The sequence below is a fragment of the Bradyrhizobium sp. RDM12 genome, assembly GCF_051917485.1.
In the GTDB taxonomy this organism is placed as follows: Bacteria; Pseudomonadota; Alphaproteobacteria; order Rhizobiales; family Xanthobacteraceae; genus Bradyrhizobium.
Map to the genome: position 1 here is coordinate 5,163,492 of NZ_CM133064.1, position 19,268 is coordinate 5,182,759.

13 protein-coding genes, 2 tRNA genes and 5 pseudogenes are annotated in these 19,268 nt (G+C 64.5%); 5 read left to right on the plus strand and 15 right to left on the minus strand.

Annotated features, from left to right (window positions below):
• Window positions 1–414: 414 nt before the first annotated feature.
• The 3 genes and pseudogenes from ntrC to dusB form a co-directional block, all read right to left on the minus strand.
• Window positions 415–1,856, minus strand: a pseudogene (ntrC, locus tag ACTGJ9_RS25290) (nitrogen regulation protein NR(I)).
• 9 nt (window positions 1,857–1,865) lie between these two features.
• Window positions 1,866–3,041, minus strand: coding sequence for a two-component system sensor histidine kinase NtrB (locus ACTGJ9_RS25295; protein WP_456673309.1), 1,176 nt, complete (start codon window positions 3,039–3,041; stop codon window positions 1,866–1,868).
• On the minus strand, window positions 3,038–4,039 hold the full coding sequence (gene dusB, locus ACTGJ9_RS25300; protein WP_456678617.1) for a tRNA dihydrouridine synthase DusB: 1,002 nt from the start codon (window positions 4,037–4,039) through the stop codon (window positions 3,038–3,040). The genes ACTGJ9_RS25295 and dusB overlap by 4 nt, the downstream gene beginning before the upstream one ends.
• Window positions 4,040–4,322: 283 nt before the next feature.
• Here dusB and ACTGJ9_RS25305 point away from each other — a divergent pair, with 283 nt between their 5' ends.
• Window positions 4,323–5,519 carry a bifunctional 2-C-methyl-D-erythritol 4-phosphate cytidylyltransferase/2-C-methyl-D-erythritol 2,4-cyclodiphosphate synthase gene (locus tag ACTGJ9_RS25305; RefSeq protein ID WP_456673310.1) on the plus strand — a complete coding sequence of 399 codons (1,197 nt, stop codon included), beginning with the start codon at window positions 4,323–4,325 and terminating at the stop codon, window positions 5,517–5,519.
• Window positions 5,520–5,522: 3 nt separating this feature from the next.
• Window positions 5,523–6,132, plus strand: a pseudogene (locus tag ACTGJ9_RS25310) (CinA family protein).
• 6 nt (window positions 6,133–6,138) lie between these two features.
• On the opposite strand, the gene ACTGJ9_RS25315 reads toward ACTGJ9_RS25310, so the two are convergent.
• The 3 genes from ACTGJ9_RS25315 to lipA form a co-directional block, all read right to left on the minus strand.
• Window positions 6,139–6,915 carry a mechanosensitive ion channel family protein gene (locus tag ACTGJ9_RS25315; RefSeq protein WP_456673311.1) on the minus strand — a complete coding sequence of 259 codons (777 nt, stop codon included), beginning with the start codon at window positions 6,913–6,915 and terminating at the stop codon, window positions 6,139–6,141.
• A 566-nt stretch (window positions 6,916–7,481) separates the two neighbouring features.
• Window positions 7,482–7,964, minus strand: a complete 483-nt coding sequence (locus tag ACTGJ9_RS25320; protein ID WP_456673312.1) for a type II toxin-antitoxin system RatA family toxin — start codon at window positions 7,962–7,964, stop codon at window positions 7,482–7,484.
• 6 nt (window positions 7,965–7,970) lie between these two features.
• A complete protein-coding gene (gene lipA / locus ACTGJ9_RS25325) occupies window positions 7,971–8,927 on the minus strand; it encodes a lipoyl synthase (protein ID WP_456673313.1) in 957 nt (318 codons plus the stop codon).
• 130 nt (window positions 8,928–9,057) lie between these two features.
• Between lipA and ACTGJ9_RS25330 the strand changes: the two genes are divergently transcribed.
• A complete protein-coding gene (locus ACTGJ9_RS25330) occupies window positions 9,058–9,660 on the plus strand; it encodes a DNA-3-methyladenine glycosylase (protein WP_456673314.1) in 603 nt (200 codons plus the stop codon).
• On the opposite strand, the gene ACTGJ9_RS25335 is transcribed toward ACTGJ9_RS25330, so the two are convergent.
• The 8 genes and pseudogenes from ACTGJ9_RS25335 to ACTGJ9_RS25370 form a co-directional block, all read right to left on the minus strand.
• Entirely contained in the window at window positions 9,612–12,533 is a 2,922-nt protein-coding gene (locus tag ACTGJ9_RS25335) for a valine--tRNA ligase (protein WP_456673315.1), read from the minus strand. The genes ACTGJ9_RS25330 and ACTGJ9_RS25335 overlap by 49 nt on opposite strands.
• A gap of 128 nt (window positions 12,534–12,661) precedes the next feature.
• Complete coding sequence (locus tag ACTGJ9_RS25340) at window positions 12,662–13,441, minus strand: PopZ family protein (RefSeq protein WP_456673316.1); 780 nt, start codon at window positions 13,439–13,441, stop codon at window positions 12,662–12,664.
• Window positions 13,442–13,744: 303 nt separating this feature from the next.
• Window positions 13,745–15,130, minus strand: a complete 1,386-nt coding sequence (locus tag ACTGJ9_RS25345) for a TolC family outer membrane protein (RefSeq protein WP_456678618.1) — start codon at window positions 15,128–15,130, stop codon at window positions 13,745–13,747.
• A gap of 203 nt (window positions 15,131–15,333) precedes the next feature.
• Window positions 15,334–15,995 (minus strand): annotated as a pseudogene (locus ACTGJ9_RS25350) (protein-L-isoaspartate O-methyltransferase family protein).
• A gap of 161 nt (window positions 15,996–16,156) precedes the next feature.
• A complete protein-coding gene (locus ACTGJ9_RS25355; RefSeq protein ID WP_456678773.1) occupies window positions 16,157–16,306 on the minus strand; it encodes a hypothetical protein in 150 nt (49 codons plus the stop codon).
• Between the two features lie 175 nt (window positions 16,307–16,481).
• Window positions 16,482–16,556 (minus strand) — tRNA-Asn (locus ACTGJ9_RS25360).
• A gap of 136 nt (window positions 16,557–16,692) precedes the next feature.
• The gene (locus ACTGJ9_RS25365; protein WP_456673317.1) at window positions 16,693–17,061 is read right to left on the minus strand and encodes a hypothetical protein; all 369 of its coding nucleotides are present in this window, start codon (window positions 17,059–17,061) and stop codon (window positions 16,693–16,695) included.
• A 211-nt stretch (window positions 17,062–17,272) separates the two neighbouring features.
• Window positions 17,273–17,493, minus strand: a pseudogene (locus ACTGJ9_RS25370) (flotillin family protein); the annotation flags it as partial.
• A gap of 321 nt (window positions 17,494–17,814) precedes the next feature.
• Here ACTGJ9_RS25370 and ACTGJ9_RS25375 point away from each other — a divergent pair.
• The gene (locus ACTGJ9_RS25375) at window positions 17,815–18,036 is read left to right on the plus strand and encodes a hypothetical protein (protein ID WP_456673318.1); all 222 of its coding nucleotides are present in this window, start codon (window positions 17,815–17,817) and stop codon (window positions 18,034–18,036) included.
• A gap of 84 nt (window positions 18,037–18,120) precedes the next feature.
• A tRNA-Cys gene (locus tag ACTGJ9_RS25380) sits at window positions 18,121–18,194 on the plus strand.
• A 333-nt stretch (window positions 18,195–18,527) separates the two neighbouring features.
• Here the strand turns inward: ACTGJ9_RS25380 and ACTGJ9_RS25385 are convergent.
• A pseudogene (locus tag ACTGJ9_RS25385) lies at window positions 18,528–19,267 on the minus strand (tRNA-uridine aminocarboxypropyltransferase).
• Window position 19,268 lies beyond the last annotated feature (1 nt).

Here is a 19,268-nt window from a genome sequence, read left to right on the forward strand (position 1 = left end):
CGACAATTCCGCGGCGTGTTCGCCGCGACGGACGCGCGCACCACAGGGGATGACGCCCGTTGCCGATGACCCGGAACAGAATCATGCCGTCCCGGCTTGACCCGGCATGGAGAGAATATTTCTTGCGATCATGGTGTCGGCCGTGCTGCTGCTGATCGTGGCCTCTGACCTCTTGGTCAATGGCCCCGGCAGGCAAGAGCAGACGGCCGAGATGGCCAATATCCAGCCGGTTATGGCGCGCCTGATCAGATAGCTGCGACGCTGCGCTCTGCGGCCGAATGACGAACTCGAACGTTCCAGAGGAACATTCAGCCCGATCGGGACTTCAGCTCACCGCGTCAGCCACACAGGCCAGCGCGATCCGGACAGGCTCAGCTCACCTTTGATAAGGGGAGCTGAGCCACCGTTCCGAAATTAGCCCCCGCTCCGATACACTTGGATATCGAGATCCCGGATCTTCTTCCTCAGCGTGTTGCGGTTGAGGCCGAGCAGGTCGGCGGCGCGGATCTGATTGCCACGGGTGGCGGCCAGCGCGGCCGTCAGCAGCGGCACCTCGATCTCCTTGAGGATGCGGTGATAGAGGCCCGGCGGCGGCACGCCGTTCGGGAAGCCCTGGAAGTGCGATGAGAGATAGGCCTCTACCGCGCCGCCAAGATTGTCGACGCCCTGCTGGACCGCAGCACCGGGGCTGACCGAGGGCGGCGCGAGCTCGCCGTCGATGACGGAGGCCGTGATCACGTCCTGCGGATAAAGTGCGGCGAGACGCCGCGCGAGGTTTTCGAGCTCGCGCACGTTGCCGGGCCAGCGATGCTGCTTGAGCCGGTCGAGCGCCAGCGAATCGAGCTTCTTCGGCGGCAGCCCATCTTTCTCGGCCAGCGCGAAGAAGTGACGGATGAGATCGGGCAGATCCTCGATTCGCTCGCGCAAGGGGGCAGCCGCAGCGGCACGACGTTGAGGCGGAAGAACAGATCCTCGCGGAACAGACCCTGCTGGATCAGGACGCGCAGATCCTTGTTGGAAGCCGCGACGATGCGCACGTCCGTCTTGATCGGCGTGCGGCCGCCGACGGTGGTGTATTCGCCCTGCTGCAGCACGCGCAGCAGGCGGGTCTGCGCCTCCATCGGCATGTCGCCGATTTCGTCGAGGAACAGCGTGCCGCCCTCGGCCTGCTCGAAGCGGCCCGACGCCCGGGTGTTGGCGCCGGTGAAGGCGCCGCGCTCGTGGCCGAACAATTCGGATTCGATGAGGTCGCGCGGGATCGCCGCCATGTTGACCGCGACGAACGGGCCGTTGCGGCGCTTGCCGTAATCGTGCAGCGCGCGTGCGACCAACTCCTTGCCGGTGCCGGACTCGCCCGTGATCATCACGGTGAGGTCGGTCTGCATCAGCCGCGCGAGCACGCGGTAGATTTCCTGCATCGCCGGCGATCGGCCGACCAGCGGGATCGCCTCCATCTCGGAATCGTCGTCCGGCGCCGCGACCCGCTCCTTGGGCTCGGCCAGCGCGCGGCCGACGATGGCGATCAGCTCCTTCAGGTCGAAGGGCTTGGGCAAATATTCATACGCGCCGCGCTCGGAGGCGCGGATCGCCGTCATGAAGGTGTTTTGCGCGCTCATGACGATGACCGGCAAATTCGGCCGCATCTTCTTGATCCGCGGCAGCAGGTCGAAGGCGTTTTCGTCCGGCATCACCACGTCGGTGATGACGAGATCGCCCTCCCCCTGGCTGACCCAGCGCCATAGCGTCGCGGCATTGCCGGTCAGCCTGACTTCATACCCGGCCCGGGAAAGTGCCTGGTTGAGAACCGTGCGGATGGCGGTGTCGTCATCAGCTACGAGAATGCTACCTGCGGGCATCGTTAATCCTCATTTTGCCCCCTGTGATGCAGACGACGACTTCCCGGCAGAGCCGTCGCGACTGCTGTGATCGGCATGTTTCACCGATGTGGAATACATCGGCATCAGCACGCGGAAGGTGGTCTTGCGCGGCTGAGACTCGCATTCGATGATGCCCCCGTGATCGCCAATGATCTTGGCGACCAGCGCAAGACCGAGGCCAGAGCCGGTCTGCTTGGTGGTCACGAAGGGATCGAACAGATTGGGCAGAAGATCGTCGGGCACGCCTGGTCCATTGTCCCTCACGCAGAATTCGAGCGGCAGGGATACCCGGGATTTTTGACCGGGGACTGACAGGCGCACGCCGGGCCGGAACGCGGTGGTGAGCTGTATCTCGGCGTCGGGGACATCGATCAGCGCTTCGGCGGCATTTTTCACCAGGTTGAGGAAGACCTGGATCAGCTGGTCCTGGTTGGCAAGCACCGGCGGCAGCGAGGGATCGTAGTCCTCGATGAAGCGGATGTTGCGGGCAAAGCCCGACTGCGCCAGCCGCTTCACGTGGTCGAGCACCGAATGGATGTTGACGGGACCGCGCACCACGGGCCGCTCGTCGCCGAATACCTCCATCCGGTCGACCAGCGTCACGATGCGGTCGGCTTCGTCGCAGATCAGACGTGTCAGCATGCGGTCTTCGGACGAGGCCTGCTGCTCCAGCAATTGTGCCGCGCCGCGGATGCCGGAGAGCGGGTTCTTGATTTCATGCGCGAGCATGGCGGCTAGCGCGATCACCGAACGCGCGGCGCTGCGATGGGTGAGCTGCCGGTCCATCTTGTCGGCGATGGAGCGCTCCTGGAGCATCACCACGATGTGGCCGGGCCGCTCGGTGAGCGGGGCGACGTGCAGATCGACCTGGCGGTCGCCGCCCATGCGCGGTGTGCCGAGATCGACCTTGTATTCGTTGACCGGCGAGTTCGACGAGCGCACCTGGTCGATCAGCGCCAGCAAGGGACTGCCGAACGGCACCAATTCTTTCAGCGACTGCCGCTTCAAGAACTGCGTCGAGATATCGAAGAACGCTTCGGTCGCGATATTGGCGGCGACGATCTTGCCGTCCGGCCCGATCATCAGCACGGGATTGGGCAAGGCATCCAGGATCGCGTCGCTCTCGGACGGAAGCGGCCGGCGATGGTCAGCGGCTGTGGTCATGCAGCGGCGCTCCATGCGAAATCGTCGAAGGCATCCTGCAGTGATTGATGGACGAGGCCAGGGTCCTCGGACGTGAGAATCTTGCGGCGCCAGGCCTTCAGCGTCTCGGCCGGCGCGCCGCTCGCATCGGCTGCGACATCGAGCGCCCAGCCGAGATGTTTTCGCGCATGCTTCAGGCCCACGCGCAGGCCATAGAGTACGCAGACGCCTTCATAGAGCGTGCGGACATAATGCAGCTGCGTTGCGAGCGACGGCGTGGCTTCCGCCGCCCCGCCGTTCAGGCGCCGGCCGATCTCGCCGGGCAGCCATGGCTGGCCCTGTGCGCCGCGGCCGATCATCACGGCATCGGCGCCGGAAGCTTCCAGCGCCGCGAGCGCCTTCTCGAAAGTGGTGATGTCGCCGTTGACGACGAGCGGAATCGAGATGGCCTCGCGCACCGCGCGGATCGCATCCCAATCGGCCTCGCCCTTGTAGAACTGGCAACGGGTGCGGCCATGCACGGTGACGAGCTTGATGCCGGCGGCCTCCGCGCGACGCGCGAGTTCCGGCGCGTTGCGGGTGCGGTCGTCCCAGCCGAGCCGTATCTTCAGCGTCACCGGAACCTTCACTGCGGCAATTGTCGCCTCGATCAGGCTGACGGCATGATCGAGGTCGCGCATTAGCGCCGACCCCGACTGGCCGCCGGTGACGTGGCGGGCTGGACAACCCATGTTGATGTCGATGATGTCGGCGCCCTCAGCCTCGGCGATCCGGGCGCCCTCCGCCATCCAATGCGCCTCGCAGCCGGCAAGCTGGACCACATGCGGGCCGATGCCGGTCGCTTCGCAGCGCAACCGCGACATGCGGTGACCGTTGGCGAGCTCATCGCTGGCGGTCATTTCGGAGACGACCAGACCCGCCCCAAGCTCGGCGGCCAGCCGGCGGACGGGTGAGTCCGTCACTCCCGACATCGGTGCCAGGAAGACCGGGCTAGCGATTTCAATATCGCCTATTTTCAGTGGCTTAGAGCCTGATCCTACCGAACCGGTCACAGGGGTCTCGTTGAGTGGACAGGGGCCTCATCGCGCCTGCCATGGCCTATCTTGCGCACAATTCTTGTGCAGTCAAGCGCCATGCCTACAGTTTAGACAGTTCTGCAAATCTTTCAAGTGCAGTGCAGCAAAATGCTGAATCCCACAATCCGGGGAAATCCCCTTTTTTGCGGGCCTGCCGTGCTAGAGGCATGCCGGTAATCACCCCATGCCCGGCGCCTCTCCTTCAACGGTCGAATATTTGAGTCCTATGTCGAAATCACAGCGCAGCGCAGTCGTTCTTGTCGCGGCCGGTCGTGGCCTGCGCGCAGGCGCGGGCGGGCCGAAGCAATATCGTGAAATCGGCGGCGTGTCCGTGATCTACCGCGCCATGGAAGCCTTCAGCACCCACGCCGACGTGTTCGCCGTGCAGCCGGTGGTGAACCCCGACGACAGCGCCATGTTCACGGCAGCGGTCACAGGGCTGAAGCATGAGGCGCCGACCAATGGCGGCGCGACGCGTCAGGCCTCGGTGCTCGCCGGTCTTGAAGCGCTCGCCAGGCACAAGCCCGACATCGTCCTGATCCACGACGCCGCGCGTCCCTTCGTCTCGGCCGGCGTGATCTCGCGGGCGATCGAAGCGGCAAGCCGGACGGGCGCGGCGATCCCCGTGGTCCCCGTCACCGACACCATCAAGGTCACCGGCCCGGATGGCAATGTCGAGGACACGCCCGACCGGGCAAGCCTGCGAATCGCGCAGACGCCGCAATCCTTTGGTTTCGATGTCATCCTCGAGGCGCATCGTCGCGCGGCAAAGGACGGACGAAGCGATTTCACCGATGATGCCGCGATCGCCGAATGGGCAGGATTGACGGTCGCGACCTTTGAAGGCGATGTTGCCAACATGAAGCTCACCACTCCCGAGGATTTCGTGCGCGAGGAAGCGCGCCTGGCCAGCCTGCTCGGCGACATCAGGACCGGCACGGGCTACGACGTCCATGCCTTCGGCGAAGGCGACCATCTCATGCTCTGCGGCCTGCGCGTGCCGCACACCAAGGGTTTTCTCGCCCATTCCGACGGCGATGTCGGCCTGCATGCGCTGGTCGATGCGATCCTCGGTGCATTGGCCGACGGCGACATCGGCTCGCACTTCCCGCCGAGCGATGCCAAGTGGAAGGGCGCCTCCTCCGATCAGTTTCTGAAGTATGCCATCGAGCGCGTCACGGCGCGCGGCGGCCGCATCGCCAATCTCGAAGTGACGATGATTTGCGAGCGGCCGAAGATCGGGCCGCTGCGCGATGCCATGCGCGCGCGCATCGCCGAGATCTCCGGCGTCGACATCGCCCGCGTCGCGGTGAAGGCGACCACCAGCGAGCGGCTCGGCTTCACCGGGCGCGAGGAAGGCATCGCGGCCACCGCGAGCGCCACCATTCGCCTGCCGTTCAACGAGAAGATTTGGAGCGTCTAGGCCATGGGCGGCAGCGACGCACGCGCCCTCTCCCGCTCGCTGCTCGATTTATGCCGGATGCGCAAGCTGACGATCGCGACCGCCGAGTCCTGCACCGGCGGCCTCGTTGCCGGTGCGCTGACCGACATCCCCGGCTCCTCTGACGTCATCGATCGCGGCTTCGTCACCTATTCCAACGACGCCAAGCGCGCGATGCTCGGGGTCGAGGCCAGCACGCTCACCAATTTCGGCGCCGTCAGCAAGGAGACGGCGACTGCGATGGCGGTCGGCGCGCTGGAGCGCGCCGGTGTCGATCTTGCGGTGGCCATCACCGGCATTGCCGGGCCCGGCGGCGCCACGCCCGGCAAGCCGGTCGGCCTCGTCCATTTTGCGGCTGCCGCGCGCGACGGCCGCATTATCCATCGCGAGCAGCGGTTTGGCGCGATCGGCCGCACGGCCGTGCGCCAGCGCTCCGTGGTCGAGGCGCTGCGCATGTTGATGGAACTCGCCCGCAGCCCCCAGGCCGCGGCCAAGCCGCGCCGCACCCGCCGCAACGAGGCTGCGTCCCCGCGTCACCCGTTCGCCGCGCCGGCATGCGGTGAAGCGGCGGCCACCGCCGTCGCCGCGCGGGTGACGCACGCTACGCCGCCGCCAGCAGGGCGCTGGCGCGGTCCAGCACACGCTGCTTGACCGCATCGGTATCCGACGGCTTCACCTTCGCACTCACCGTCAATTCCACGACAGGCGCGGCCGGATCGACGGCGATCACCTTCGACACGTTGACCGACGGCTCGGTCCGCGCGTCGACACGTGGATCATCACGCAGCTCCTTCAGGATCTGGTTCGCGAGCACATTGGCTGAACCTGCCCGGACTGGAAACGTCACCTTGACCTCGCCGGTGCCGGGATAGGCGCTGTGATTGATGATCGCGGCACCCCACACTTGCCCGTTCGGCAGCAGAATCTGCGTGTTGTCGGCCGCGACCAGCTCGGTCATGAACAGCGACAGCGATCTGACCTTGCCTGCCTTGCCGCCGACCTCGACGTCATCGCCGATGTGGAAGGGCCGGAATAACAGCAGCATCACCCCGGCCGCGAGATTGGACAGGGTGCCTTGGAGCGCCAGACCGATCGCGAGAGAGGTCGCGCCCAACACCGCGACGAGGCTCGCGGTCTGAATCCCGAAGAGCTGCAGCACGGCGATGCCGACCACTGCCAGCACGCCGTAACGCGTGACGCTGGAGACGAACAGGGTCACAAGCGGATCGACGCGATGGCCGACATTGAGCACGCGCGTGACGACACGCTGCAGGGCGCCGGACAGGTACCAGCCGATTGCCAGTAGCAGGATCGCGTAGATCGCGTTGAGCCCATACAGCACGAGCGAGGCTTTCAGCGTGTCGAAATTGATGGTCATGAGGCCTCCAACCCGGAACATTCGGTTGAAAACTCGCAGCTGCGTAAAACGATCCCTTTCGCGCCTGCCCCTCAGACGTCTGTTGCTGGACTACATGGATGAGGTCGGCCTGAAACCCGGGAATTGACGGGAATCGATCGGAGGGAATTCGACGTTCAAGACAGGTCGGATCCTTGCGAGGTTCGCTCGGTCCGATGGATGACGGGAAGCCTTTGCTCAATCGCCTTCGCGAGCACGGTTCCCATACTCCGACCGAGCTCCTTCGCGATCATCGTGATTGGTTTAGTCCCTGCAAGTTTCCTGAGCCGATCGAGGTCGTCGTTGCTCCACGATTGCTTCCAGCGCGCCATGTCTCCTGGTCCCGCTCCACAAGCCCTTCGCCCGAATCGGATTGTAATCGTAGCCCTCACGAAACGCAGCCGGTCCGGATGTGCCGTGCACGGCAAGGGGTGTTCCGTCACTCTCCAGCGTTTTGGCACAAACTGCACTTGTCACCGTCGCTCATCGAGGCGTGACTGACTTGTTAGGCCTCGCAGCCGTCGGATGTGGTCAAGGCCGTGGATTGATCAGGACGACGCCAGCTTCGGCCGGCCGTAGATCGCATCGGCCCGCTTCTCGAACGCGGTGGAGAAGCGCGCAAACGCAGCGTCGAACATCGAGCCCATCAGCATCGCCAGCATGCGGCTCTTGAATTCATAGGCGAGGAAGAAACCGACATCGCAAACGTCGTGGCCCTCCTGCTGGCTTTTGGGCTCGAACGTCCAGCGGTTTTCGAGATTGCTGAACGGACCTTGCAGATATTCGACGAGGATTTTCAGATTGGCGCGATCGAGCGTCACGCGGCTGGTGAAGGATTCCTTGACCAGCTTGAACGACACCGTCATGTCGGCGACGAGCACCTCGGTGCCGTCGGGTTTCGGCATGCGCTGGCGGATCTTCAGCGCGCTGCATAGCGGCACGAATTCCGGGTACCGCTCGACATCGGCCACCAGATCAAACATCTTGGATGCGCTGTGATTGACACGGCGCTTGCTCGAAAATTTGGGCATATCGGTTCAGCGGGCGTGCGCGGCCCGCGCAGCCTTCAGTCTCGCAAAGTCCTCGCCTGCATGATGCGACGAACGGGTGAGCGGGCTCGCCGATACCATCAGGAAGCCCTTGGTGTAGGCGACCTTTTCGTAGGAACTGAACTCGTCCGGCGGCACATAGCGCATCACGGCGTGATGCTTGCGCGTCGGCTGGAGATATTGCCCGATGGTCAGGAAGTCGACGTCCGCCGAGCGCAGGTCATCCATCACCTGCTGCACCTCGTGACGCTCCTCGCCGAGGCCCACCATGATGCCGGACTTGGTGAAGATCGCGGGATCGAGCTCCTTGACTCGCTGCAGCAGCCGGATCGAGTGGAAGTAGCGCGCGCCGGGCCGCACTGTCAGATAACGCGACGGCACGGTCTCGAGATTATGGTTGAAGACGTCGGGCCCCGCCGCGACGACCACTTCCAGCGCGCCTTCCTTGCGCAGGAAGTCGGGCGTCAGGATCTCGATCGTGGTCGACGGGCACGCGGCCCGGATCGCGCGGATGGTCTGGGCAAAATGCTCGGCGCCGCCGTCGGCAAGATCGTCGCGGTCGACCGAGGTGATGACCACGTGAGCAAGGCCGAGCTTGGCGACGGCCTCGGCAACATTCTGCGGTTCGGCCGCATCCAGCCCGTTCGGCATGCCGGTCTTGACGTTGCAGAAGGCGCAAGCCCGGGTGCAGGTATCACCCATGATCATGAAGGTCGCGTGCTTCTTGTCCCAGCACTCGCCGATATTCGGGCAGCCCGCCTCTTCGCACACCGTGTGCAGGCCATTGGCGCGTACGATGTTGCGGGTGTCCGCATAGCCGCGGGTGTTGGGGGCGCGCACGCGAATCCAGTCCGGCTTCGGCGGCGAAGCGGAATCGGGACGGTTCACCTTTTCGGGGTGGCGCGGGCGCAATGGGTTCGCGATGGTATCGACAATAACGACCATGATCTGTCCGGTCTGTTCAGGTCCTACCTAGTCGGTCTGGTTGCCTGCCGCAACCCGGCTCGCCCTGCTTCAGGGAACATGGCAGATATGGGCAGCATCCTGCTCTGTTCTCTGGCGATTCTCACCTCGAATGGCTCCAACCTCGAAGGCTTCCACACCGCGGCTCGGCAAACCCCTGAAGCGCGGCTTTTTCGACCGCAGCGTCCGCGAGGTCGCGCCCGATTTGATCGGCGCGACCATGCTGGTCCACGGCGTCGGCGGGGTCATCGTCGAGGTCGAGGCCTATCATCATACCGAGCCGGCGGCGCACTCCTACAACGGCCCGACGCCGCGGAACCAGATCATGTTCGGCCCGCCGGGCTTTGCCTATGTCTATCGCTCCTACGGCATCCACTGGTGCGTCAATTTCGTCTGCGAGGAGGAAGGCTCGGCTGCCGCCGTGCTGATCCGCGCGCTGGAGCCGACCCACGGCATCGCCACGATGCGGCGCCGCCGCCACGCGGTGGACGTTCACGCGCTTTGCTCGGGTCCGGGCAAGTTGACCGAGGCGCTCGGCATCACGATCGCGCACAATGCCCTGCCGCTGGATCGACCACCGATCGTGCTGCATGCGCGCACGGAGGATGTGGAAGTCGCGGCCGGCATCCGCATCGGCATCACCAAGGCGGTCGAGCTGCCCTGGCGCTATGGCGTCAGGGGCTCGAAATTCCTCAGCAAGCCGTTTCCGAAATAGGACGCCTGCTTCAGCCGCTCGAGCGCTTCCAGCAGCTTGGCCTTGCGGGCCAACGCCGCCTCGCGCTTTTCGCGCTCCTCCTCGACCACCTCTTCGGCGGCGTTGGCGACGAATTTCTCGTTCGCGAGCTTCGACTCGGCGCGCTTGATGTCGGCGTCGGCCTTCACGATCTCCTTGTCGAGGCGCGTGCGCTCGGCCGCCACGTCGACCACGCCCTTCAGCGGCAGCGCGGCCACTTCGCCACGGACGAGGAGCTGAACCGCACCATCAGGCGCGCGGTCGGCGAAGGAGATGTCGGAGAGCCGGGCCATGCGCTTGATGACGTCGATCCAGCGCGATGCGCGCTCCCTGGTCTCGGCCGAGGCACCCGCGAGCACGAGCGCCGTCAGCGTCGCCGGCGGGATGTTCATCTCGGCGCGCACCGAGCGGATCTGCGTGACCAGATCGATCACCCAGCCGATCTCGGCTTCGGCCTTGGGATCGGTGAAGTCGGCATGGTCGAAGATCGGCATAACGAACGCAGGCGAGACGAGCGGATCAGTCTGTCCGGCCGCAGCCGCAAGCATTGCAAGCTGCTCCGGCGTGGGACCGGACGGCTTCAGCGGCCACGGAGCCAGCGCGAGCAGACCGTCGCGCTTGGCCGTCACCTCCCAAAGCTCTTCGGTGATGAAGGGCATGAAGGGATGCAGCAGCTTCAGGATCTCGTCGCGCGCCCAGGCAACCATGGCGCGAGTTTCGTCCTTGGCAGGGCTGTCCGGACCGAGCAGCACAGGCTTGGCGAGTTCGACATACCAGTCGCAATAGACATTCCAGACGAAACGGTAGATCGTGCCGGCGGCGTCGTTGAAGCGATAGGCTTCGATCGCCTCCGTCACTTCGCGCGTGGTGTGCGCGCTCTCATGCGCGATCCAGCGGTTCAGCGTTGCCTTGGCTTTTGCCGGCTCGAAACCTTCGGGCACCGCGCAATGGTTCATCTCCGCGAAGCGGCAGGCGTTCCAGAGCTTGGTCGCGAAATTGCGATAGCCCTCGACGCGGCTGGTGGCGAGCTTGATGTCGCGCCCCTGCGCCGCCATCGCCGCCAGCGTGAAGCGCAGAGCGTCCGCACCGTATTCGTCGATCAGGTTGAGCGGGTCGATGACATTGCCCTTCGACTTCGACATCTTGGCGCCCTTCTCGTCGCGGACGAGGGCGTGGATGTAGATGGTCGAGAACGGCACCTCCTTCATGAAGTGCAGGCCCATCATCATCATCCGGGCAACCCAGAAGAAGATGATGTCGAATCCGGTGACCAGCGCGCTGGTCGGGTAATAACGCTTCACCTCGGGCGCGTCTTCCGGCCAGCCCAGCGTCGAGAACGGCCACAGCGCCGAGGAGAACCAGGTGTCGAGCACGTCCTCGTCGCGGCTGATGAAGCCCTCGCGCTTGTTGCGGTCGAGCGCCATCTCGCGGCCTTGCTCGGCCGTGATCACTTCCTGCTCGACGTAATAGCCGAGCGCGTGGCTGATCGCCTCCTCCTCGGTCTCGGCGACGAAGACCTTCCCGTCCGGCCCATACCAGGCCGGGATCTGATGGCCCCACCAGAGCTGGCGCGAGATGCACCAGGGCTGGATGTTCTCCATCCACTCGAAATAGGTCTTTTCCCAGTTCTTCGGCACGAACGACGTCTCGCCCGAACGCACCGCTGCCATCGCCGGTTTTGCGAGTGTCTTGGCGTCGACGTACCACTGATCGGTCAGATACGGCTCGATCACGCTGTTGGAGCGGTCGCCATGCGGCACCATGTGGGTGTGCGGCTCGATCCGTTCGACGAAACCGAACGATTCCAGCCGCTCGACGATGCGTTTGCGCGCAGCGAAGCGGTCGACCTTGTTGAACTCCTCGGCGAATTGCGAAGCGCCTTCCGGCAGGCCGCGCAGATAATCCTCGTTGTCGAGGAGATCGAGGCAGCCTTCCCTGTCGAGCACGCTGATGCGGCGCAGGCCATGGCGATTGCCGACCTCGAAATCGTTGAAATCGTGCGCCGGCGTCACCTTCACCGCGCCCGAGCCCTTCTCGGGATCGGAATATTCGTCGGCGACGATCTTAATCCTGCGGCCGACCAGAGGCAGGATGACGTTCTTGCCAACCAGCTTCTGGTAGCGCTCATCCTCCGGATGCACGGCCACGCCGGTATCGCCAAGCATGGTCTCCGGGCGCGTGGTGGCGACCACGATAAAGGTCGTGGGATCCTCGGGATTGAAGGTCTTGCCTTCGATCGGATAGCGCAGATACCAGAGGTGGCCCTTCACCTCGGTCTGCTGCACTTCGAGATCGGAGATCGCGGTCAAGAGCTTGGTGTCCCAGTTCACCAGCCGCTTGTCCTTGTAGATCAGTCCGTCGCGGTGCAATTCGACGAACACCTTGACCACGGCCTTGGAGAGGCCCTCGTCCATGGTGAAACGCTCGCGCGACCAGTCGCAGGAGGCGCCGAGCCGCTTGAGCTGGTTGATGATGGTGTCGCCGCTCTCGGCCTTCCACTGCCAGACCCGCTCCAGGAACTTCTCGCGGCCCATCTCGCGACGGCCGGGCTGCTGGCGCTCCATCAGCTGCCGCTCGACCACCATCTGGGTGGCGATGCCGGCATGGTCGGTACCGGGCTGCCACAGCACGTCCCGGCCGCGCATGCGCTCGAACCGGCACAGAATGTCCTGCAGCGTGTTATTGAGGGCGTGGCCCATGTGCAGCGAGCCCGTCACGTTCGGCGGCGGGATCACGATAGTAAAAGGCACGGCGTCGCGTCGGTCGGGCCGGCCGGCCTTGAAGGCGAGGCTGTCCTCCCACACGACGGACATGCGAGCTTCGATATCGGCGGGCTGGTAGTTTTTCTCGATCATGGGGCGCTAGAAAGCCGCGCGCGGGGTTCAAGTCAACGGAAAGCTCAGCGGCAAAAGGGCTTTCCGGCCCGACCGGCAGGTCGATTATGGCACAAGAGCAGGGCTTTATCGGAGCCGAGCGGCCTACTTCAGCGGCCGCCGCGCGAGACCCGCTCGATTTCGGCCTTCACGATGCGTTCGACGAGCCCCGGCAGATTGTCGTCGAGCCAGGATTTCAGCATCGGACGCAGCATCTCCTTGACCAGATCCTCCAGCGTCCGCGCATTGCTGCTGAGCACCGTGTGGGCCAGCGAATTGAAGGCGGATTCGACCGCCGAGACGGTCGACTGGGCCAAGATCGGCTGCTGCGGCGGTAGCGGCGGCGCATCGAAGTCGACCGATGCATAGGACGGCGGCGGTGATGTCGGATGAGGCGACGGCGCCTCGGCGAATTCGAGATCGTCGCGCGGCTCGACCCTGCGGAAGTTCGGCGGCGGTGGCGCGGGCGTCTGCTCCGGCTCCATCGCCATCTCGTCGGTCAGCTCGAGCACATCGGGTTCGGGCTCCGGCTCGGGTTCCGGGACTCGCACCTCTGGCGCAGGCGTGGCCTCGTCGAGCCCCGCCAGCAGCGCGTCGATGTCGTCCTGGTTGTTGGGGCCGGCATCCGCTGCAGGCGCGGGTGCTGGTGGCGGCGCGGACTTCGCGGCCGGCGTTGGCGCGGGCTTTTCAGCGGCAGGTTTTGCGGGCGCGACCTTGGATGCTGGAATATCCGCCATCGCCTGCGGCTTTGGTGCGGGCGCGGCGGGCGCCGCTGCAGGCTTCGCTGCCTCTGCCGGCGGCGGCTTGGCCTCATCATCGGCAATGATGCGCCGGATCGAGGCCAGAATCTCCTCCATGGAGGGTTCTGTGACCTTTGCAGGCTGCGTCATCTCCGACTCCACATCATCAACGCCCTCGCATGCGTTGTTTTACACCAAGCACGACAGGATTGGCCGGTTCCGGATGTGTGCCTCGACATTTTCGTCGCGACAGCCAGACTTGTCCCCAGATCACAGCTCAACGTGAGGCGGCGCGCCCCTGCCCCGTCACTCAAGCATTACGCATGCAACATTGAACGCGGAGCGAATCGACCCGCAGCTTCTTAGCAAGGCTATGTCAGGGATTTTGGTGATTGCAAGCAAAGCACCGGTCGGCCCTCGCAGTTTGCGAGGCCGACCGGAGGACTACGGGATTTAGCGCCCGTCAGGCGTGCGCACGCCGGCCCAGCTGTCGCGGACCTGCTGGTAGTGCACACTGGGATCATAGACGGTTGTCGCAAGGCCGAGCACCTGCGGCGACAGGCGGCCAACCGCGTTGAGCACGGAATAGGACGCCACCACGCGGTCGTGCTGCGCGGTGACGAGGGCGACGCGCGCGTTGACCAGCGCCTGCTGCGCGTTGAGCACGTCGAGCGTGGTGCGCTGACCGGCCTTGGCCTCTTCGCGCACGCCGTTCAGCGCGATCTCGGACGCCGTGACCTGGGCCTGCGCAGACTGCACCTGCGCCTTGCCGGCTTCCAGCTGGCCCCAAGCCTGCACGACGTTGGCACGGGTCTGATCGCGGGTGGTTTCAAGATTCAGACGCTGCTGCGCCAAGTTCTCTTTCGATTGGCGGATGAGCGAATATTCTGCACCGCCCTGGAAGATCGGCACGGAGGCCGTTGCGATGGCGGAAGCCGTATTCGTTCGGAAGATCGTCAGGGTCTGCTGATAGGCTGTGCTGACGGCAGCCTGGAGCGAGACCGTCGGCAGCAGCGCGCCTTCGTTGATCTTGACCTGAAGATAGTTGACGTCGATGCCGTACATCGACGCCGTGACGTTGGGATTCTCCACCAGGCTGAGACTGACCGCGGAGGCGATCGTCCCGGGCAGGAAGCGATCGACCGGCGAGCCGGGGGCAAGGTTGGTCGGCTCGTTTCCGATGATCCGGCGGAAAGTCGCGCGTGTCGTCGTGAGATCTGATTCGGCGGTCAGCGCTTGAGTCTTGCCGGCAGCCAGCTGCGCTTCGGATTGCGCCACGTCGGTGCGCGTGACCTCGCCGACGTTGAAGCGATCGCGCGTCTGCTTGAGCGTCTGCTCGAGCACGCGCACGTTGCTGCGCTGAACCTCGAGAGTTGCCGCATCACGCAGGTAGTCCATGTAGCTCGTGGCAGCCTGCAGCAGGACCGTCTGCTCGAGCACACGCAACGCCTCGCGGGACCCCGAGACCTGGCTCTCCGCCGCGCGCGTCCTATTTGCGGTCTGATTGCCGTTGTAGAGCGTCTGGTTGACGGTCAGGCTCGCGCTATTGGGCTGGGGAACGCCGTTGATCGACGGGGTCCTCTGTGCCGCCTGGACATCCTGATACTGATACCCGGTGCTGAGGGTCACATTGACCTTGGGGCGATAGCCCGACAAAGCCTGCGGCACGTTCTCGTCGGTCGAGCGCACCTGGGCGCGCTGTGCGTTGAGCTGCGGATTGTTCTGATAGGCGCGCACCAGCGCGGCCTCGATCGTATCCGCCAATGCAGGCGTCGGTCCGGCAAGCGCCGTCAGGAGGACCGAAACCGCTGCTCCGGTGAAGAACTTCACCCCATGCATCCCTGAAAATCCGTTCATGCTCACGTCAGGCTCGTGCCCGCGAGCCTGGTTACCGTATCAAGTGGAGTCGATGCCCCGTCGCAACATAGGACGCGGTTGAGCGCGACGGAACTACCTACGGGTAGTTCTCAGTGGAAACTCTTCACGTGCAGCATCCCGGCCACACTTCTGATTCAGCATGGGATTTTACGGGGTTTTGGCCGTCAGAAGACGAAGGCGGCGGCCCGTTCGAGCCCGGGAAGTACCGGGGCGGCGGCGTCGAACAGCGGCCGGTGGCCGAATTCGCCGTGGGTGCGGGTCACGATCATGGCCCGTGATGGCCTGGATTCGGCCGAGACCCCCACCAGGCGTCCGCCTTCCTGAGCTGGCCGAACAGCCCGTCCGGTGTCACTTCGGTCGCGCCGTTGAGGATAATCACGTCATAGGGCGCGGCAGCCGGATCGCCCTCCGCACAGGCGGCGGCCTTGCAGGTCACGTTGGTGAGCCCGATTGCGGCGAAGGCGTCCTTGGCTTTCGCGACCAGAGCCGAATCGCTTTCCGTCGCAATGACCTGGCGCGCAAGCTTGGCGGTTAGCGCGGCGAGGTAGCCGGTGGCGCAGCCGACGACCAGCACATTGTCGCCTTCGCCGACCTCGGCGGCCTGGAGCAGCTTGCCGATCAGCTGCGGCTTGATCAGGAAGCGCTTGGCGCCACCCTCGCTCACATCGAGATCCAGATCGAGATAGGCCAGCGCCTGCCGGCTCGCCGGCACGAAGACCTCGCGGGGAACCGACAGCATAGCATCGAGAATGCGGCGATCGGTGACGTCATTGGTGCGCACCTGGCCATCGACCATTTTTTGGCGCGCGGTCGAGAAACCGGACATTTGCGGACCCTGCAAGGCGGACGATGCCGCGGACGAAAGTTGCGGCATATTTGGAGCAGGCACCGCGAAAACGCAACACGTCCGTTGGCCCCGAAGGCTGACGCCACGCACAGCTTCAGGAGGGCGGACCCTCTATTCGATCGCGATCGCGAGGCGGCCAATCAGCGCTGCAACTTCATCCAGTCGCACCGAATCGGGGTCTCGACCGCACGGGCAAGCCACGCGAGGCATTCATCGTCGCTGAGCCCGGGAATGTCGGCCGGCAGAATCGAGGGGACCACCTGGGAACGGTCGATCTGGATGTCTCGCATGGGAATCAGCTCCGTGAGGGCCGGCCCCGGCAAGCTCGATCCGAATTGAGTCGATTTGGCGTCACCGCGGCGGCAGCCGTCGCGCCGACGAACACTTCCACTTGAGACTCTACTGCAACACAATTGCGCGTCCGCTTAGAGTCTGGATACAAGCCGGTGAAATCGCTGCGGAATTTGGCTCCCCGGGCTGGATTCGAACCAGCGACCATCCGATTAACAGTCGGATGCTCTACCGCTGAGCTACCGAGGAAAAGGCGAACCAGTCGTTCGCGCGCGGCTGCGTATAACAAAGCCGGTTGCGCTTGCAAAGGACGAATTCGTCATCCTTCGCAAAGCATCGCGGAAGGGCCCGCGGGGCCCCTCCTCGGGCACAGGTCGGGCCAAGGTTACTCGGCCGTGAAGGACGTGGTCTTGGTGCCGGGATCGCAGCGCAGCCGAAGCGCGGTCATCTTGCACAGATTGACGTTCTTCCAGAGCACGGACTCGTCGTAGTTCTGCCAGTCGACGCGGATGTTCCAGACACAGCCCTCGTCGTCCTCGTCGAACTCGACATAGGTCGAGGCCTGGTTCTCCAAAACCTTGTCCAGCTCGTTGTCCCATTCGTCCATGCCATCGTCGGGCGCGTTGAACCCCAGGAATTTGATGGCGTAGCCGGTCTCGTTGACGACGGTGACGTTGCGGGCGTCGGCGGCAAAACAAGTAGTGGCGGCCAGCGAAAGACCCACGGCGATCAGTCCAGACAGAAAATACTTCATGTGAAATTCTCCGGATCGAAACAGGGGCCGGCGCCTGACGTCGATCGACGCAGGCGCCGCGGCAACCAATGGCGTTGCCTTGAAGGGGCGTCGGAGCGAGATCGAGAGGTTCGACACCCCCTCGATCCGCGCTCCGGCTCGTTGCGCGACGCGAGACGCGCAACGACCCGGTTCATATCGTTTCGAATTCTCCGCAGCAATGAACCGGCATTCATAGATCGGCGGTGTTTGTCTTCTCCGCCGCAGGCAAAGCCACCGGCGCCGGGGCACCATTGGCCTTGCCAGTCACGGCGCCGACCAGCGCCTTCACGGGATCATCGCCCGCGCAAAACCGTTCTGGCGCAGTATCTCGTCAATCATCGGACGCAGCGCGTCGACCTTGAGGAGCTCGCCGGCAAGCCCCTCACCGAAGCCGACATCGCCACCACATCCGCGGGTACCTCGCGGTCTCCACAGCCTGTCCGCAGCATATCCACAGGCCGACTATTGCCGGATTCGCAGCCGTAACGAGCCACTTGCTGCGCACAAATCCACAGACCGGGTATGTCAGCCGCCGGCCTCGTCGAACACGGTGCGGCAAGCCTCGCTAGCTTGAGCGGTTACGGCGGAGGAACCTAGCCTCTGCGCGGGGATTTTCAGGAATCGCTAACCAAACGGATCTCGATCGCCCGATCGTTAAAATACGAACGATCGGGTCAATCGGGAAACAAACCGGCTTTGCGACAGTGCGCCATCCGCGTTCCGGAGGGTGTGATGAGCGAAGCCGAATTCAACTTGCTGCTGGATACTGTCCGTGACGCCATGATCGATGAAGATTTCGCGACCGCGCCGGAGGAGGAATTCGTGCCCCGCTCGTGGAGCTTTCACGCGACTTCCAAGAGAATTCCAATGGCCAGAACACCAATGGCCGCGAACGACAATGAGGGTGCCTGGCCCCTCCTGCCCTTTCCGGACGGCTGGTACGCCGCCTGTTGAGGCCTCGTCGTAAAGGCCGACATAGCGCGGCGGCCGCGGGGTTGCCTAAACCGCTGATCCCCTATATTGCTCCGCCCTCGTTGAGGCCACGTGGCGGAGTGGTTACGCAACGGTCTGCAAAACCGTGTACACCAGTTCAATTCTGGTCGTGGCCTCCATCATAACCCCCTGACATTCCAGCATAAAGCGCGCCGCGCCTGTCGCGCCTGCGGGCATCGCCTGCGCGAGGCGCCCACCGGGTTTGCCCGGGGGGTGGCCCCGATTCAGGTCGCTTGGCATAGAGTTCGCATCACACGGGTGATGCAGTCCCCAACAAGCGAGCGCTGGAGAGCACGTGGGCGAGATCGTCCGATTTGTCCCGAAGTCCGAGCTGGAGCGGGCTCGCCTCATTCGTCAGGCGCGCGCGATCTATGACAGCATCTTCCCGCCGTCCGCCCCGGACCAGGGGACGCAGGACGACGAGGACAGCGTCAAGAACTAGCAGGCTCAAGTCAGGACCGTTTACCCCGCCGGACACCGCGCCGGCGGTCTTGACCACCGGTTTTGGCGCCAGTTCCGGCATCTCGGCCTGAACCTCGCGGTAGCGTGTCAACAGCCGTTCAAAGCTCGCGTTCAGCGTCTCGGCAATGTCGGGGCGCTGCTCGAGACCGGCCAGCAGCGTTGCGGCCGCCTCGATGGTCGACAATCCGTCCTTGCGCGGCTCGCGGCGTAGCCGCCCGTAGCGCGAGGGATGCGCCGGGTTGAGGATCACGCGCTGGCATTTCAGCATCCAAGGATTGCGCCACCACAGGGCCTTGGCCTGGCTCCAGGTGCCGTCGAGCAGCACCACACCTTCGAGCTTGCCGAGGATGGCGCGCTGGTTCTCCGCGACCTCGCCCTTGCGGTTGAGGGCGACGATCTCACCCTCCACCTCGAGGTCGGCTGCGCGGGCCGAGCCGAGATAGAGGACGGCCCAATGCGAGGCGTTTTCAACGGGGTGATTGAGCGCCTTCGACAGGCTCGGCCAGGACAGGCCGACCCGCACGGTCGCATCGGCAAAATGCCTGGCCAGCAGCCGCGCCGTGCCAAGCGCCCTGTCCTGCTCTTGCGGATGCTGGAGGATCAGGAGTTCGAGACGATTTTCGATCGCCGTGACACTGTCGCAGATGCACAGCGGCATCGGCTTCCGGCAGTGCGGACATTCGGGAATCGGCTCCGGCGCTGCGGCCGTGGTTTCAGCTGGGTTCGACATG

Excerpts from the sequence above, each read along its gene's own strand:
- ACTGJ9_RS25295 (WP_456673309.1), bottom strand. The coding sequence starts at position 3,041 with ATGACCACAGCCGCTGACCATCGCCGGCCGCTTCCGTCCGAGAGCGAC.
- ACTGJ9_RS25305 (WP_456673310.1), top strand. The coding sequence starts at position 4,323 with ATGTCGAAATCACAGCGCAGCGCAGTCGTTCTTGTCGCGGCCGGTCGT.
- ACTGJ9_RS25315 (WP_456673311.1), bottom strand. The coding sequence starts at position 6,915 with ATGACCATCAATTTCGACACGCTGAAAGCCTCGCTCGTGCTGTATGGG.
- ACTGJ9_RS25320 (WP_456673312.1), bottom strand. The coding sequence starts at position 7,964 with ATGCCCAAATTTTCGAGCAAGCGCCGTGTCAATCACAGCGCATCCAAG.
- lipA (WP_456673313.1), bottom strand. The coding sequence starts at position 8,927 with ATGGTCGTTATTGTCGATACCATCGCGAACCCATTGCGCCCGCGCCAC.
- ACTGJ9_RS25330 (WP_456673314.1), top strand. The coding sequence starts at position 9,058 with ATGGCTCCAACCTCGAAGGCTTCCACACCGCGGCTCGGCAAACCCCTG.
- ACTGJ9_RS25335 (WP_456673315.1), bottom strand. The coding sequence starts at position 12,533 with ATGATCGAGAAAAACTACCAGCCCGCCGATATCGAAGCTCGCATGTCC.
- ACTGJ9_RS25340 (WP_456673316.1), bottom strand. The coding sequence starts at position 13,441 with ATGACGCAGCCTGCAAAGGTCACAGAACCCTCCATGGAGGAGATTCTG.
- ACTGJ9_RS25345 (WP_456678618.1), bottom strand. The coding sequence starts at position 15,130 with ATGCATGGGGTGAAGTTCTTCACCGGAGCAGCGGTTTCGGTCCTCCTG.
- ACTGJ9_RS25355 (WP_456678773.1), bottom strand. The coding sequence starts at position 16,306 with ATGCGAGACATCCAGATCGACCGTTCCCAGGTGGTCCCCTCGATTCTG.
- ACTGJ9_RS25365 (WP_456673317.1), bottom strand. The coding sequence starts at position 17,061 with ATGAAGTATTTTCTGTCTGGACTGATCGCCGTGGGTCTTTCGCTGGCC.
- ACTGJ9_RS25375 (WP_456673318.1), top strand. The coding sequence starts at position 17,815 with ATGAGCGAAGCCGAATTCAACTTGCTGCTGGATACTGTCCGTGACGCC.